The following is a 15,567-nucleotide window of genomic DNA, read 5'->3' as shown; positions in this document are numbered from 1 at the left end:
TTGTCCCTTCTTTCTAGTTCACAATTTTCATATGATCAAACGGATAATAGATTGCAGTTAATGTGCCAAGCACTTCTGTTTTATGAATCAGTCCTAAGCCGTTACGGCTATCTCTACTCACTAAACGATTATCTCCCATGACAAAAATTTTATTTTTCGGAATCGTAATAGGACCAAAGTCTTCAGTTAAATTAATAAGAAGTTGTTTCGCTTGTTTTTTATTTTTATCTAAATAAGGTTCACTTTGCACTTGATGATTTACGTATAATTGGTCATTTTTCATCTCAATTACATCTCCTGGCAACCCAATAATTCTCTTCACATAAAAATTATCAGTCTTTACTACAATAATATCTTCACGCTCATAGGTTTCAAATCTCTTTGCTAACTTATTAATAATTACTTTATCCCCATCTTGCAATGTTGGCCTCATAGATGCTCCCTGCACAGTTGTTGGAAAAAACACAAAAATTTTCACTAAAAAAAACAACAAACACGCAATAGCTAGTATTTCAAAAAGCTCACGAAAGCGACTTTTCTTTTTCATTTTCCATCTCTCATTCCTCTCCCTTTGTTACATTTATTATAGATAGTTTCTATTATTAATTTCCACAAAATTCCGAAAGAATAAGATAAAACCTATAAAATTTTATAAATCTGAATAATATTCTTAAATGTAAGATTTCGATATACTAGATTGGTCTTTTTATAAATTAATACATATAATCCAAGGAGGATTCATTTTTTAAGGAACGAAAATACTGGACAAATTAAACAGGCAAAACTAGGTTTTAGTTGGACTGTCTTTTTCTTCGGATTTTTCCCTGCTATATTCCGTGGGGATTGGAAATGGTTTTTAATTATCTTAATTGCAAGTGCTTTTACATTCGGATTTTCTAATTTAGTTTTCTGCTTTATTTATAACAAAATATACATTAATGAGCTATTATCTCAAGGTTATAAAGCGGCTGACGAATATAGTCTTTCCGCTTTACAGCAAAAGAACATCGTAGCATAATATATAATCAAAAAAGAGGATATCCCAAAAGTAGCTCAATAGCTACTTTTAGAGATATCCTCTTTTATATTCCAACATATACAATACACATCTGTGCAGCAACATATGTTACCCAGATCCAAAGTGGATCATACTTTACTTTGCGACCACCAATATCCGTTACACCAATAATAAAATCAGAAATCACAAATAACAATCCACCAAGCGCTGGAATCCACCACATTCCGTTGTCTGCATAGTATAATGCAAATGCAAAACACGCCATTCCTCCAACCCATAAACCATATACGAGCGCACCAATTGTAAACAGCCTATCTTGTTTTTGATTGCGAATAAAAAAGAACCAACCAATTATTAAAAATAAACCGTATGCTACTACTCCAATCCAGAACCCATTCCATGAGATACCCGTTTGCAAAAATGCTGTTACATAAAAACAATGCGCAATTGCAAAGGTAACCATACCGCCGATTAACCGATGTCCAAATGGAATGATCCCTGCCATAAATAAATCACCAAGCGTAGATAAAGTCATACCAATTGCAGCCCACTGACGATACTCTACAGATGGATCTTGTAACCAAATCCAGATCGCACCACCAGTTAAAGAAAAACTAAGAATAAGACGAATCAATAATGGTAAAGGCTCATTTTCTCCCGTTTGCTTTGTCTGTGCTATTGCATAAACCGCACCTACAACAAATACAATGACCTGTCCAATTAATAATATATAAATTTCATTCATAACATGTTCTCCTCAATAAATGGATATTAATATTTCTTCGTGATATAACCTATCTTCTCCTGTTTTTATCATATAAAATTTCAAAAAAAGAGGAACACTCCTATCCTTTTTTCTAAAACTAAAAAAAATCAATCCTACTCTTTTTATGCCGCTTGTTTCTCTTGCTCCGTTTTTTGCATATTTGGTGTCCGATTTACTACGATAATACCCGCTGCTACACATGCTAATCCAAATAAAACAAATGAATGAATTGCTTCCCCTAAAATCATGCTGGATAATAAGACTCCAAATACTGGTATAAAGAACATATACATCGATACTTTTCCGACCTTGTTATACTTCATAACTGTATTCCATATACAGAACCCCGCCGCTGATAAGAAGGATAAATAAAGTAACATAGATAGTGCTTTCATATTGAATACAAAAGGCATAAATCCAACTTGAAAAATACCAATACATAATAATCCGATAGATCCAAAAATCATCTGATAGGCTGTCATGTACCCAACATCTAATGTTTTGCTTCCTTCCTTTGCCAATATATTTCCATATGAATACATCATCGCGGCCCCAAGAAGCAATAATTCACCAATTCCAAAATGAAACGCCATACTTCCATCACTTGGAACATTCACAAGAATCACACCACAAAAACCGATAGACACGCCAATTACTTTTCGAATATTTAATGCATCATCTTTATACAAAAAATGCGCAATTAAAATTTGAAAAAAAGATGATGTACCAGAAATAATAGCACCTTCAATTCCAGAACTGTAACTCATACCAATATAAAAGCATACATATTGTAGAAATGTTTGAAATAAACCAATTTGCACTAATTGCTTCCCTGTTTCTTTTTTGAAATGCATATCTTTTCCTATTGCTTTAAAAAAGAATAAGAGCATCACACCAGATAAGAAAAAGCGATAACCAGCAAATAATATTTGCTCGCCAACTTCATGTGGCTGAATTCCGAGTTCAGCATAACTTAATTTAATAAAAGGAAATGCGCTTCCCCATAGAAATGTCGCTGCTAGCGCTGCAGCAAACACACCAATTGGATGGGTAAAAAATTTCTCTGTCTTCACTTATCGTCTTCCTTTCCGACCTTTTTACGAACAATATTCATATATACCAAAGGAAACGCAAAAAAACAAGTTTTCAATTTGATATATAAACAAAAACATATTCTCAAGTAAAAACATATGATATAATATAGAATAATTACAAGATAATAACTGATAAAATTTTTCAATAGAAATGCTGCTATCCGTATGGATGGCAGCTTTCGTCGTTTTATGGGGATTTCGATTTTGATTCTTTTTCTCAATAAGAATTTGGAAGGAGCGAGTAATAATGAACTCAGAAGTAAAAGCATTACCATCAAAAAAGAATATGTCTAACCCATCCTGGATTCAATCATTCCAAAAGCATTATGAACTTATCTTTGCAATCCTATCTGGTGTTTTCATTTTATCCGGTTGGTTATTCACAAAAAACGAAGCAACAACTGCTGGGATAGTTTTTTATATCCTCGCTTATATAATTGGAGGATATGCGAAAGCGAAAGAAGGCATCGAAGATACAATAGAAGAAAAAGAATTGAATGTAGAAATGTTAATGCTCTTCGCTGCCAGTGGTGCCGCTATTATCGGATACTGGGCAGAAGGTGCCATCTTAATATTTATCTTTGCACTAAGCGGTGCAATGGAAGCTTATACATTAAGTAAAAGCCAAAAAGAAATTTCAGCACTGCTAGATTTACAACCTGAAGAAGCCTTGCTCATTTCACATGGAACAGAAGAACGTATTCCAGTAGCTCAGTTAGAAATTGATGACATCATTTTAATTAAGCCAGGTGAACGCGTACCTGCAGATGGTACAATTCATAGCGGTGAAACAAATATCGATGAAGCGGCTATCACTGGGGAGCCTATCCCAAATGAGAAAAAATTTGGTGATGAAGTATTCGCTGGAACCGTGAACCTACGCGGGGCTATTGAAGTTAAAATTACAAAAAGAAGCGACCAAACATTGTTTCAAAAAATTATCCGTCTCGTTCAAAACGCGCAAAGTGAAAAATCACCATCGCAACTTTTTATCGAAAAATTTGAAGGAACATATGTAAAAGGTGTACTTATCATCGTTGCTCTAATGATGTTTGTTCCTCATTTCCTACTAGATTGGAGCTGGAACGAAACATTTTATCGTGCCATGATTTTACTCGTTGTTGCTTCTCCATGTGCGCTTGTCGCATCGATTACACCAGCGACATTATCTGCTATTTCTAACGGCGCACGAAGCGGTATTTTATTTAAAGGTGGTATTCATTTAGAACGCCTTGCCTCAGTGAAGGCAATTGCCTTTGATAAAACAGGAACATTAACTCAAGGAAAACCGACTGTAACAGATGTTTACGTACGTGATGAAATAACAGAAAAAGATGTGTTGTATATTACAGCTTCTATCGAAAGTCATTCCACACACCCACTCGCAGAAGCTATCGTCAAGTACGCAAAACATGCATATGACATTACATTAACGAAACCCGAAAGTGTAGAAGATGTCACTGGATTTGGCTTAAAAGGAATTTTAGAAAATACAGCTTATAAGATTGGAAAGGCCGATTTTATTGGCGAAGAAACAAAAACTTTTCATAATGGTATCGCTACGACACTCGAACAAGAAGGAAAAACTGTTGTCTATATTAGTAATGAAAAAGGAATTCTTGGGCTTATTGCTTTAAAAGATACACTTCGCCAGGAAACAATTGCTGCTATTCGTGATTTACAAAGCATTGGTGTTGAAGCTATCATGATCACTGGTGATAACGAACAGACGGCTAAAGCAATTGCGACTGAAAGCAACATAAAAGAATACTACGCATCATGCTTACCAGAAACAAAAGTAGAAACGGTGAAGCAACTAAAAGAAAAATACGGTACAGTGGCAATGGTTGGCGACGGTATTAACGATGCTCCTGCACTCGCTACAGCAAGTATTGGCGTTGCTATGGGCGAAGGGACAGATGTTGCCTTAGAAACAGCAGATGTCGTTCTAATGAAAAATGAACTCTCTCGCCTTGCACAGGCCATTCGTTTATCAAAACGAATGAACCGCATTGTAAAACAAAATGTTATTTTTTCATTAGCAGTAATCGCAATGCTCATTTGCTCTAATTTCCTACAATTTTTAGCTCTTCCATTTGGCGTTATTGGTCACGAAGGAAGTACAATCCTTGTAATTTTAAACGGCTTACGTTTATTAAAAGGAAATAACTAAACGGGTCCCCAGAGGGAACCCGTTTTTTTAATGATAGCTATTATGTCCATTAGCACTGCTACTCGTTTTATGTTTTGGATGTGAGCTACTATTTTTTTTACCTTGGTTTTTGTTATTATGATTTTTTTTATTATTACTCATTTTGAATCCCCCCTGTTCCTCTTTATTATGGAACAGAAAATTATTTTTCATCACGGGAATTATTGTCACTTGTTCGATAAAAATGTAGTAATCCATTAATTTCTCCGCCAAGTAAAATGACCCAAGCCGTTAAATAGAACCATAACATTAAAATGATAATACCACCAAGACCACCGTATGTATTCGCATAATTTGCAAATTTATCCACGTAATAGGCAAATGAGTACGATACCACAATCCACCCAACCGTTGCAAATAATGCCCCTGATATAACTTCTCTTCTCTTTAACTTTCGATCAGGTGCAAATGTGTATAAAAAGCTAAATAAGGCAAATAACACTAAGAAACTGGCTACTAGCCGTATAATACTCCATACGAAAGAAAAGCTTTCTGATAAACCAAGCGCTTTAAAAACAGCTGCACCAATTACTTGTCCAAATACAGGAACAATTAACGCGAAGACAATCATAAAAATCATCGCTAGTGTAAGCACAATAGACAAAGCTCTCGTCGCGATAAAAGAGCGCGTTTCCTTTACATCATAGGCTCGGTTAAATGCATTCATAACTGCATTTACACCATTTGATGCAAACCATAACGTTGATAATAAACCAAACGATAATAAACCACCATTTTGTTCATTTACAACTTTATCTACGTTCACTTCAATTAAGTTCATTGCATCTTCTGGCACATAAGCCTCTAATAAACTGAGCACATCCTCTGTTTGAATTGGAATAAATCCAAGAAGCGTAATTAAAAAAACAAGTCCAGGAAAAATAGCAAGCAAGAAGAAATAAGCGAGCTGTGCTGCTAGGCCCGCTACGTCATCTCGCATCGTTCGGTCATATAGATCTTTCCCAAACGAATAGACACGATTTCCCCTTGCTTTCTCTAGAATTTTTTTCATATTTCTCTAAACGCTTTTCTTCTCTTCTTTATCTTGCTTTAACTCAATGTATGCTTCTGTTTTTTTTTCTTCTGCATTAGAGTCCTTCATAAATAATTCACGCGCTTCTTTCATTCCACCATCTTCAGCTACTACCGGTTCTTCTTCTACTTTTGGAGACACAGCTTGAATTTCAATTGTTTCTGGCTTTTCCTCTCGTTCAATCTTTTTCTTACTAAAGATTTCTTTTGTTTCCTTTAACGTGCCAACAACAGCTGGCGTTAGCTTCTTTATTTCCGCTACCTTCGCCTTTACTACATTAAAATCTGCAAGTTCGCGTCCTTTATCTGTAACAGTTTGCACTTTTTCTTTTATCTTTGCATTCTCGCCAATTTCAATCATTTTTGATTTTGCTTTTTCTGCTGTATTTTTCACTTTTTCACGATTTTCTTTCTTAAGCATAGAAACAGCTACACCTGCTGCTACCCCAATTGCAATGTTTCGAGCTATATTATTCTTCTTTGCCATATTCCTTCACCCTTTCATTTCTTATGTTAGAAAGTATTTCTTTCTAAGCTTTCTCATATTCCTTGCTCATTTCGAATGAATGCTAACAATTTTGCACACCCTTCTGTTACAAGGTCATATACTTCTTGAAAGTTCCCTGTAAAATAAGGGTCAGGAACATCCGTCCAGCCACCGTCTGGAACAAAATCGGACAGTCTACCAATATAGCCTCCAGCTTTACCTAAACTTTCTAAATCTGCTATATTCTTGTTGTCCATGGCAATAATATAATCAAACTTTGTTAAGTCTTCTTTTTCTACTTGACGTGCTTTAATTCCTTCAAAAGAGACTTCATTTTCTTTTAAAACTTTTTGTGTTCCTTCATGAGGTGGATGACCAATATGCCAATCGCCTGTTCCAGCAGAATCAATTTGAATTTTATCTTCTAATCCTTCTTGCACGACAAGATCACGAAAAATCGCTTCTGCCATCGGTGAACGACAAATGTTCCCAAGACAAACAAACAATACTTGAATCATATTTGTTTCTTCCCTTCTTGGTGCACTTCTTATATATACATATAGTATAAACAACCAATTATTAATTATAAAGGAAATCCCTACTAATTTAATAGGGTTGAAAAGTTTCATTAACGAAAATGATAAAAAATGTTAAGATATCTTTATGTTATTTCAAAGGGGGACACTTCGGTGGATTTATCCGTAAAATCGCAAGAAAATGTTGAATATATGGTAGAAGCTATTAAAGAAAAGTTACGCATGGTAAACGCAGGAGCAATGAGAGCTGAAAGCTTTAACCAAGAAATGTACGAAGATTTACGAGATATTTATGACCATGTAATGAAACGTGAAACATTCAGCATTAGTGAAATGCAGGCTATTACTGAAGAATTAGGTACGCTAATTAAAAAATAATGAAAAGTCCCTTATACAAAGGGACTTTTTTATTTCCGACAAATTAATGACACCCTTCCACTTTTCTACATCTATTTTCCAAATACTGTACAATAAAAGGAGAACTTCACCATAGACCTTCCCTTTCACCAAACTCTTTTTTTAATATTTATCTTATTACCATTGCTAACTGCTTTTACCGGAGGTGTTTATCTATGAGCAATTGGTACAGTAAAACGAAAGATCAAGCAATACTTGCACTTGAAACAAATGAACAACATGGTCTAACAGACGAAATGGTGCAAATTCGATTAAAAAAATATGGACGAAACGAACTCACTACAAAACAAAAACGGACTTTATGGCAACGTATTTTTTCTCAAATTAATGATGTTCTCGTCTATGTTCTTTTAATTGCCGCTCTTATTTCTGCCTTTGTTGGTGAGTGGGCCGATGCGAGCATTATTGCTCTCGTTGTTGTCTTAAATGCTGTAATTGGTGTCATTCAAGAATCGAAAGCAGAACAAGCTTTAGAAGCATTAAAAAAGATGGCAACGCCAAAAGCAATTGTAAAACGGGATGGTGAACTAAAAGAAATTCCGTCCGAAGATGTTGTTCCAGGAGATATCGTTATGCTTGATGCTGGACGTTATATTCCGTGTGACTTACGGCTTATTGAAACCGCCAATTTAAAAATTGAGGAATCTGCTTTAACAGGCGAATCTGTTCCTGTGGATAAAGATTCACTTTACCATCCTTCTCTTCAAAATGAAGAACAAATACCACTCGGTGATCAAAAGAATATGGCTTTTATGTCGACCCTTGTTACATACGGCCGAGGTGTTGGTGTTGCTGTTGAAACAGGAATGAAGTCTCAAATTGGAAAAATCGCTACTCTCTTGCATGAAGCGGATGATGATGCAACACCACTTCAAAAAAGCTTAGCTCAAGTCGGGAAATATTTAGGTTTTGTAGCAGTTGCAATCTGTATCACCATGTTCTTCATCGGATATTTCCAAGGCCGAGACACGTTAGAAATGTTCATGACTGCCATTAGCTTAGCGGTTGCAGCAATTCCCGAAGGATTACCAGCTATTGTTTCCATTGTTCTTGCAATTGGTGTGCAACGTATGATTAAACAAAACGTTATTATTCGTAAGCTTCCAGCCGTAGAAGCACTCGGTTCTGTTACAATTATTTGTTCAGATAAAACAGGAACATTAACACAAAATAAAATGACAGTTACTCATTTCTATAGTGACCGTACATACGATAAACTAAAAAATTTAAATATAAACAACGATGCTCAGCGCTTATTATTAGAAAATATGATTTTATGTAACGACGCATCTTATAAGGCTGAATCACAAACTGGCGATCCAACAGAAATTGCTCTTCTTGTTGCCGGCAGCATCTTTCATCTTCAAAAGGATACTTTAGAAGATCAACATAGACGCGTGAGCGAATTACCATTTGACTCCGAACGCAAAATGATGACAACATTGCATGAGTACAATGAAAACTATTACAGCATGACAAAAGGAGCAATTGATAAACTCTTACCTCGTTGTAAACATATCTTTATAAATGGTAAGACGGAGGTCTTAACCGAAGCAATTGAAGAACAAATATTAGAAGCTGCTCAAATGATGTCTCAAAAAGCTTTACGAGTACTATCATTTGCTTTCAAACAGTATGACACAAAAAACGTTAACACCAATCACATGGAAGAAAATCTTATATTCATCGGACTTGTCGGCATGATTGATCCACCGCGAACAGAAGTAAAAGCATCTATTGCAGAATGTAAAAACGCGGGAATTCGTACTGTTATGATTACAGGAGATCATAAAGATACCGCTTTTGCTATTGCAAAAGAACTTGGTATTGCTGAAAAAGAATCCGAAGTCATGATTGGAACGGAATTAGATCGTATTTCAGACGAAAAACTAACAAATGAAATTAATCATTTAAACGTCTTTGCACGCGTTTCTCCTGAACATAAAGTTAAAATTGTGAAGGCACTACGCGCAAAAGGAAATATTGTTTCTATGACTGGAGATGGTGTCAATGATGCACCATCTTTAAAACAAGCTGATATCGGAGTCGCAATGGGGATTACAGGAACAGATGTTGCTAAAGGTGCGGCTGACATGGTTTTAACAGATGATAACTTCTCATCTATTGTAAAAGCTGTTGAGGAAGGAAGAAATATTTATCGCAACATTAAAAAATCGATTCTTTTCTTACTCTCTTGCAACTTTGGAGAGATTATTGCACTCTTCTTAGCTATTTTACTCGGCTGGGCTACCCCACTTCGTCCGATTCACATTTTGTGGGTGAATTTAATTACAGATACACTCCCAGCTCTATCACTAGGTGTTGACCCAGAAGATCCGGATGTGATGAAAGAAAAGCCGCGTGATGCAAAAGAAAGCTTGTTTCATGGTAGCGTTCCTTTTCTTATTTTAAACGGGATTATAATTGGGTTCATCACGTTAATCGCCTTTATTGTTGGGGCAAAATTATATACAGGAGATACAAATATCTTCCCTCTTTTCCCATCTCAAATTGATGATGATGCTTTATTACATGCCCAAACGATGGCGTTTGTCGTACTCAGTTTTTCACAGCTTGTTCATTCATTCAATTTACGATCAAGTACAAAATCAATCTTTTCGATCGGAGTATTCACAAATAAATACTTAGTTTTCTCCCTACTTATTGGTGTACTTATGCAAGTATGCATTATCTCCATTCCACCGATTGCTAATATATTTGGCGTACATGCTTTAACTTTAAAAGATTGGGGATTTGTTATATTACTAAGTATTATTCCACTTGTTATAAACGAAATGATAAAAGTGTTTAAGAAAAATTAAAAGGCAATGAGGGAGCTCCTCATTGCCTTTTTACATTACCCTTGTAATTCTTTTTTTATATTCTCTGTAAGTTCCGCCATACGCTTGCGGCTTTCTTCACGTTCACGTTTGTTTTGTTCTTCAATTTGCTGTGTTTCTTGCATACCTCTTGAAATAATATTCCATGTTTCTTCAAGTGTTTCCATTTTAATACTAGAAGAACCAGAAATTCTTGCTACCTCTACACTTTGCGTTGCAATGTTTTGTGCATTTTTCTTAAGTAGTTCATTGGTACGACGGTCAAGCTCAGCCATAGAATCCGCAACAAGCTTTTGACGTTTTGCATTCACAGCCTGAATAATTCCATTTTTAAAAATAGGAATTGTTGTAATAAACGCTGTATTAATTTTACCGATTAATTTGTTATTACCACGCTGAATCATACGAATTTGTGGTGCTGTTAATAACGCAACCATACGAGCCTTCTCTAAATCATCAATGCGTTGCTCTAAAATTTCGACAGAGTTTCTTAAAGATTCTAATTCAATACCTGCCAATTGATCATTGTTACGAACGCGTTCTTCATACATTGGAACTAATTCTGTATTTAGACGCTCTAATAACATTTCTCCTGCTACTACATATTTCTCTAAGTCTAAATAATATTTTAAGTTTTGTTCATATAAGCCATCTAACGTACCAATTGATTTTTTCATTTCATCTTGGTATTTCGTAATTTCCACGTACACTTTGTCCATTTCACGGCCCATCGTTTGATACTTACTAAAGATTTGTTCAATCATTTTATCCGCTTTTTTAAACATACGAGAGAAAAAGCCACTTTTCTCTTCCGCGAAATCTTTACTATCAAATCTGTCCATAATTTTACCAAGCTGTTTTAAAAGTTCACCGGAATCCTCTATCTTGGATAAAGACATCGTATGTAAAATTTGATCTGCAAAACGTGAAATCTCCATAGAAGGTTCTTTACCAAGTTCAATTAATTCCAGTTGATCTTTAATATCAACAGCATTATAAATACGTTGAACTTCAGCATCTTGTCTAAGCTGTAAACGAACATCTTGTGCAATTTGCTCATTCAATTCTGTTTTTGAATCTAGTACGACTGGATTATTCATGTATGATTCTCCCTTTCCTTATAAAAATGGACGAAATAGTCCTTTAATTGTTTGAGATAAGTTCTTGTAGGCTGATGAACCATGAAATTCAAGATCGAAATTCACTTCTTCGAGCCAATGCGAATCAAACGCTCCCGCTTCAATATACTGCTCAATATCATTTCGACCGCTTGGATTAAAATGTAGTACATCAATTCCAATTTGATTTAAAAACAACAACAAGACAGCATCAGAACGAGTTAATTCCCCACTCTTTTCATTATTAAATATAACAATTTTCGGTACTTCTTGCGAATAATCAAATTTCTCAAGTAACTCTAAAATATGAGGTGGAATTTGGGAAAGCTGTGCAAAAACATACAGTGCTACCTCTTGTTTTGTCTCTTTTCCAACTGGTTTACAAAGTTCACTTTCACACGTATGAATAATAGCTTCTGCAATCCCATGTTGCAGCCCTTCAGGTAAACGCTTATGTGGCCACCAATGACTATTCATAATTTGATCGGGATGCAGATTTCCAGCACGGTCTAACGCATCACGATAATGAAATTGAAAATTCGCTTTTTGTTCTTTTGTAAATGGGAATGTATTAATTAATAAGCTGTTATCAAACGATGTGACAGCTTTCAATCGCTGAAAATATTCTTTATCATTTTTTGAAACACCTGACACTTTCGCAAATAAAGACGGAATATAAATATGTTTATTTTCCACAAAGAATGTCGGGCGTATAAATGCTTTTTCTTTCGTAATTATAAAGAGTTCATCGTATGTTGTCTTCAGCGTACGTGCTACAGGCGTGTACGTACGAAATTGCCACGGTTTGTATAATAATGAATTATCATGATGAAGCACTTTTTCAATTTCTTTCGATGCTTGATAAGCTACCGTTGCAACACGCTCACGACGCCGATCAGGGAATGGCTCTAATGAAACGCGACCTGGATGAGAAACGACAAAAGTCCTATCTTCATCATCAATGCTTTCAAAACCATCTTTTCCTTCTGGATGATAATAGAGAACATCACATCCGAGCATAATAAGAAAATATAAGAAATAGATCTGACTCTCTTTCGCATCACCGTACCAGACGATACGCGGCATTTGTTTCTTATAATTAATTGCAGAAAACCATTTCGCTACGTAATTTTCGCTTAATTTAATTATATCAATTAAGAAACGGCGAAATCCTTCTGTTTTTAAAGATTGATTATGCTGTTTCTCATACAATTTCAATACAGTGATAAATGCTGTATGTATATAGTGTTGTAAATCTGGATTATCCACTTTTGGTAACAATTGCTTTCCTGATAAATGTGCAACAAGACGGTTTACAGTAAGTCCATTTGGCGCTTCTTGATGTAATGTAAATACTTCTTGAATTTGGCGGAGCTTCTCAGAATCGATTACTTTATTTAAATTCTGTTCGTGTAGTACAGTAATTCCTTTTGCTTCGCTATAATCAAATAGTTCATTAAAATATTCATCTACATCGTTTGGGACACCAAGAATACGACAAGCTATATAGCTAAATTTCATCTCATTCTCTGTTAATTCATATTGTGGGCGTTTTTCTAAAATCATTTCGAATTGTTTTAAGTCAGCTTCTTCTTTTAATGCATATGGATGAAGTGTAAAACGCGAAAACACGACAGTTCACCTCCAGAAACATTTACTTTTTTAAAGAAATAATATCTTATCTTTTTATTATAAACTATTTTAAGTTATAAAAAATGGGCGCTCGCATAACGAGCAAACCCATTTCAATTATTTATCTTCTTTCTTAGTAGCTGCAATCTCTTCTCGGGCTTGTCCAGAATTTCGCATATAATGCAAAATAAATGTTGCACCAAATGCGATAACTAAAATCATAAAGAATAGCCAGTGTGGCACTTCAATATGAATAACAGATAGTAACATCTTCGCTGCAATAATTAAAATTAAAATATACGCCGTTGATTCAAGCTCTGGAATACGTTCTAGTAATCTTAAGAATACACCTGCAATACCACGCATCATTAAAATACCAAGCATTCCGCCCAGAAGCAGAATCCATACTTCATTGGATACACCAAACGCTGCAAGAACGCTATCTACTGAAAATGCAATATCCATTAATTCAACCATGACAACTGTTCCCCAGAATACACCAAACATTCTAAAAAGAATACTATTTTGGTTCAGGCCATGTTCTTCTTCTTCACTATTTTCTTTTCGTTTATCAATGAAATATTTAATAGAAAGCCATGCAAGGTACAATGCTCCTAATACTTTTACCCACCATAATTTAATTAAGAACATACCGATTCCAATTGCAATAAAACGGAATGCATATGCACCAATTAACCCATAAAATAATGCCTTTTTGCGTTTTTCTTCTGGTAAATGTTTTACCATTACCGCTAACACAAGGGCGTTATCGGCAGATAGTAAGCCTTCAAGTACAACAAGTGTACCAATTAATCCCCAAGATACAGGATCTTGTAATACTTTAATCCACATGTCCAAGTCAAAAAATTGGGCATACGTATCAAGGATTCCTTGTAAAATGCTCATCTTACTGTTTTCCCCTATTCTTTGCTAGATTTATAGAAAGGTCAAAAAAAGGAAACGAAGTTCGTTTCCTTCTTATGCATCCAAGCCATACGCTCTTACAAGCGCACCTAATCCGCCTTGGAATCCACTTCCTACTGCATTAAACTTCCACTGTCCATTATGACGGTATAATTCACAAAAGACAACTGCTGTTTCAATGGAGAAATCTTCTCCTAAATCAAAACGAAGAACTTCTTCATTTGTCTCTTCATTTGCTAAACGAACAAATGCATTTGCAACTTGTCCAAAGTTTTGATTGCGACCTTCCGCATCATAAATCGTAACTGTAATTGCAATTTTATGAACACCTGCTGGAACTTTAGTTAAATCCACAACAAGTTGCTCATCATCGCCTTCGCCTTCACCTGTACGGTTGTCACCTGTATGTAAAACTGATTCACAAGGAGATTGTAAGTTGTTATAGAAAATAAAATCTGTTTCTTTCGTACATTTTCCATTCGCATCTAATAAAAAAGCTGATGCGTCTAAATCATAATCAGATCCGCCATCATATGATTTAATATCCCAACCAAGGCCGATAACTGCTTTTGTAAGACCTGGACTTGTCTTACCTAAATCAATCTTCTGTCCTTTTTGTAATTGAATAACCATTTATATTCACCTCTTATACTATGATTCTAAAAAGTATATACACGAGTAAAGTATATGTTCACTCATATATATCCATTTTGATGTTTCAACATTTAAGTTGCTGCTGTGAAAAAACAAAAGTGACCTGCACTTTCTTTTCATTTGGCATGAGGCAGGAAGAGAATCTGACCGCTTCTATTCATGGCCGGATGCTCTCTCCCACCTAAAAAGAAAGCTTTTATGCCGGTTTTTCAATTTGTATTTATATATTTTTCTTATTACTCTACATCTAAACCAAAGTTGCTACACAAAGCACCTAATCCGCCTTGGAATCCACTTCCAATTGCATTAAACTTCCAATCCCCAGCATGACGATATAACTCACCGACTACTACTGCTGTTTCAATAGAGAAGTCCTCACCAAGATCATAACGAATTAGCTCTGCACCTTTTTCTTCATCTACAATACGTACGAAAGAATTAGATACTTGTCCGAAGTTTTGGCTACGGCTTTCTCCGTCATAAATTGTAATTGTAAAACAAATACGCTCAATATGAGCAGGAACATTCTTTAAATCTACTTTAATTGTTTCATCATCGCCTTCGCCTTCGCCAGTACGATTATCTCCTAGATGCTCTACAGAACCGTTTGCTCCCTTTGGATTATTATAAAAAACAAAGTCTTCTGAGCCTGATACTTTTCCGTTTGCACCTACTAAGAAAATACTAACGTCTAAATCAAAATCATTTTGTCCATCATAGCGGTTTGTATCCCAGCCAAGACCTACAAGAACGTTAGAAAGACCTGGATTTGTTTTTGTTAAATCTACTTTCTGTCCTTTTTTTAACGAAATCGATGCCATATATTATTCCTCCTTA

The 15,567-nt window shown here is 35.3% G+C and carries 15 protein-coding genes; 4 read left to right on the top strand and 11 right to left on the bottom strand.

Annotated elements, in window-relative coordinates:
* Positions 1 to 13: 13 nt before the first annotated feature.
* Positions 14 to 547 carry a signal peptidase I gene (gene lepB, locus ORL93_RS19165; RefSeq protein ID WP_003194819.1) on the bottom strand — a complete coding sequence of 178 codons (534 nt, stop codon included), beginning with the start codon at positions 545 to 547 and terminating at the stop codon, positions 14 to 16.
* 189 nt (positions 548 to 736) lie between these two features.
* On the opposite strand from lepB, the gene ORL93_RS19160 reads away from it, so the two are divergent.
* Positions 737 to 1,018, top strand: a complete 282-nt coding sequence (locus ORL93_RS19160) for a hypothetical protein (protein ID WP_033799599.1) — start codon at positions 737 to 739, stop codon at positions 1,016 to 1,018.
* A 64-nt stretch (positions 1,019 to 1,082) separates the two neighbouring features.
* Here the strand turns inward: ORL93_RS19160 and ORL93_RS19155 are convergent, their stop codons facing one another.
* Entirely contained in the window at positions 1,083 to 1,763 is a 681-nt protein-coding gene (locus tag ORL93_RS19155; protein ID WP_006093363.1) for a lysoplasmalogenase, read from the bottom strand.
* Between the two features lie 143 nt (positions 1,764 to 1,906).
* Positions 1,907 to 2,857 carry a DMT family transporter gene (locus tag ORL93_RS19150; protein WP_003194814.1) on the bottom strand — a complete coding sequence of 317 codons (951 nt, stop codon included), beginning with the start codon at positions 2,855 to 2,857 and terminating at the stop codon, positions 1,907 to 1,909.
* Between the two features lie 268 nt (positions 2,858 to 3,125).
* On the opposite strand from ORL93_RS19150, the gene ORL93_RS19145 reads away from it, so the two are divergent.
* Positions 3,126 to 5,051: a heavy metal translocating P-type ATPase gene (locus ORL93_RS19145; RefSeq protein WP_265959378.1), complete on the top strand. Its 1,926-nt coding sequence runs from the start codon at positions 3,126 to 3,128 to the stop codon at positions 5,049 to 5,051.
* Between the two features lie 181 nt (positions 5,052 to 5,232).
* Here the strand turns inward: ORL93_RS19145 and ORL93_RS19140 are convergent, their stop codons facing one another.
* From ORL93_RS19140 to ORL93_RS19130, 3 genes are read right to left on the bottom strand one after another with little or no spacing between them, the layout of a single operon-like run.
* Positions 5,233 to 6,102, bottom strand: coding sequence for a YihY/virulence factor BrkB family protein (locus ORL93_RS19140; RefSeq protein WP_006093367.1), 870 nt, complete (start codon positions 6,100 to 6,102; stop codon positions 5,233 to 5,235).
* Positions 6,103 to 6,108: 6 nt separating this feature from the next.
* Positions 6,109 to 6,609: a DUF4075 domain-containing protein gene (locus ORL93_RS19135; protein ID WP_003205772.1), complete on the bottom strand. Its 501-nt coding sequence runs from the start codon at positions 6,607 to 6,609 to the stop codon at positions 6,109 to 6,111.
* A 53-nt stretch (positions 6,610 to 6,662) separates the two neighbouring features.
* Positions 6,663 to 7,127, bottom strand: a complete 465-nt coding sequence (locus tag ORL93_RS19130) for a low molecular weight protein-tyrosine-phosphatase (protein ID WP_040119098.1) — start codon at positions 7,125 to 7,127, stop codon at positions 6,663 to 6,665.
* A gap of 171 nt (positions 7,128 to 7,298) precedes the next feature.
* Between ORL93_RS19130 and ORL93_RS19125 the strand changes: the two genes are divergently transcribed.
* Positions 7,299 to 7,523, top strand: a complete 225-nt coding sequence (locus tag ORL93_RS19125) for a DUF1128 domain-containing protein (RefSeq protein ID WP_003194805.1) — start codon at positions 7,299 to 7,301, stop codon at positions 7,521 to 7,523.
* Positions 7,524 to 7,717: 194 nt separating this feature from the next.
* Positions 7,718 to 10,384, top strand: a complete 2,667-nt coding sequence (locus ORL93_RS19120) for a cation-translocating P-type ATPase (RefSeq protein ID WP_265959377.1) — start codon at positions 7,718 to 7,720, stop codon at positions 10,382 to 10,384.
* A gap of 35 nt (positions 10,385 to 10,419) precedes the next feature.
* Here ORL93_RS19120 and ORL93_RS19115 read toward each other — a convergent pair whose 3' ends face one another.
* The 5 genes from ORL93_RS19115 to ORL93_RS19095 form a co-directional block, all read right to left on the bottom strand.
* Positions 10,420 to 11,502, bottom strand: coding sequence for a toxic anion resistance protein (locus ORL93_RS19115; RefSeq protein WP_003194801.1), 1,083 nt, complete (start codon positions 11,500 to 11,502; stop codon positions 10,420 to 10,422).
* A gap of 18 nt (positions 11,503 to 11,520) precedes the next feature.
* Positions 11,521 to 13,152 carry a YceG family protein gene (locus tag ORL93_RS19110; RefSeq protein WP_006093373.1) on the bottom strand — a complete coding sequence of 544 codons (1,632 nt, stop codon included), beginning with the start codon at positions 13,150 to 13,152 and terminating at the stop codon, positions 11,521 to 11,523.
* Positions 13,153 to 13,269: 117 nt separating this feature from the next.
* On the bottom strand, positions 13,270 to 14,058 hold the full coding sequence (locus tag ORL93_RS19105; protein WP_006093374.1) for a TerC family protein: 789 nt from the start codon (positions 14,056 to 14,058) through the stop codon (positions 13,270 to 13,272).
* A 72-nt stretch (positions 14,059 to 14,130) separates the two neighbouring features.
* On the bottom strand, positions 14,131 to 14,709 hold the full coding sequence (locus ORL93_RS19100) for a TerD family protein (protein WP_006093376.1): 579 nt from the start codon (positions 14,707 to 14,709) through the stop codon (positions 14,131 to 14,133).
* A 257-nt stretch (positions 14,710 to 14,966) separates the two neighbouring features.
* The gene (locus tag ORL93_RS19095) at positions 14,967 to 15,551 is read right to left on the bottom strand and encodes a TerD family protein (protein ID WP_003194793.1); all 585 of its coding nucleotides are present in this window, start codon (positions 15,549 to 15,551) and stop codon (positions 14,967 to 14,969) included.
* Positions 15,552 to 15,567 lie beyond the last annotated feature (16 nt).

Source organism: Bacillus sp. DHT2, from assembly GCF_026241455.1.
Taxonomy (GTDB): domain Bacteria; phylum Bacillota; class Bacilli; order Bacillales; family Bacillaceae_G; genus Bacillus_A; species Bacillus_A pseudomycoides.
The sequence above is the reverse complement of the archived record's forward strand: the minus strand, read 5'-3'. Positions and strand labels throughout refer to the sequence as shown.

Excerpts from the sequence above, each read along its gene's own strand:
- ORL93_RS19095 (WP_003194793.1), bottom strand. The coding sequence starts at position 15,551 with ATGGCATCGATTTCGTTAAAAAAAGGACAGAAAGTAGATTTAACAAAA.
- ORL93_RS19115 (WP_003194801.1), bottom strand. The coding sequence starts at position 11,502 with ATGAATAATCCAGTCGTACTAGATTCAAAAACAGAATTGAATGAGCAA.
- ORL93_RS19145 (WP_265959378.1), top strand. The coding sequence starts at position 3,126 with ATGAACTCAGAAGTAAAAGCATTACCATCAAAAAAGAATATGTCTAAC.
- ORL93_RS19105 (WP_006093374.1), bottom strand. The coding sequence starts at position 14,058 with ATGAGCATTTTACAAGGAATCCTTGATACGTATGCCCAATTTTTTGAC.
- ORL93_RS19155 (WP_006093363.1), bottom strand. The coding sequence starts at position 1,763 with ATGAATGAAATTTATATATTATTAATTGGACAGGTCATTGTATTTGTT.
- ORL93_RS19135 (WP_003205772.1), bottom strand. The coding sequence starts at position 6,609 with ATGGCAAAGAAGAATAATATAGCTCGAAACATTGCAATTGGGGTAGCA.
- ORL93_RS19100 (WP_006093376.1), bottom strand. The coding sequence starts at position 14,709 with ATGGTTATTCAATTACAAAAAGGACAGAAGATTGATTTAGGTAAGACA.
- ORL93_RS19140 (WP_006093367.1), bottom strand. The coding sequence starts at position 6,102 with ATGAAAAAAATTCTAGAGAAAGCAAGGGGAAATCGTGTCTATTCGTTT.
- lepB (WP_003194819.1), bottom strand. The coding sequence starts at position 547 with ATGAAAAAGAAAAGTCGCTTTCGTGAGCTTTTTGAAATACTAGCTATT.
- ORL93_RS19130 (WP_040119098.1), bottom strand. The coding sequence starts at position 7,127 with ATGATTCAAGTATTGTTTGTTTGTCTTGGGAACATTTGTCGTTCACCG.
- ORL93_RS19120 (WP_265959377.1), top strand. The coding sequence starts at position 7,718 with ATGAGCAATTGGTACAGTAAAACGAAAGATCAAGCAATACTTGCACTT.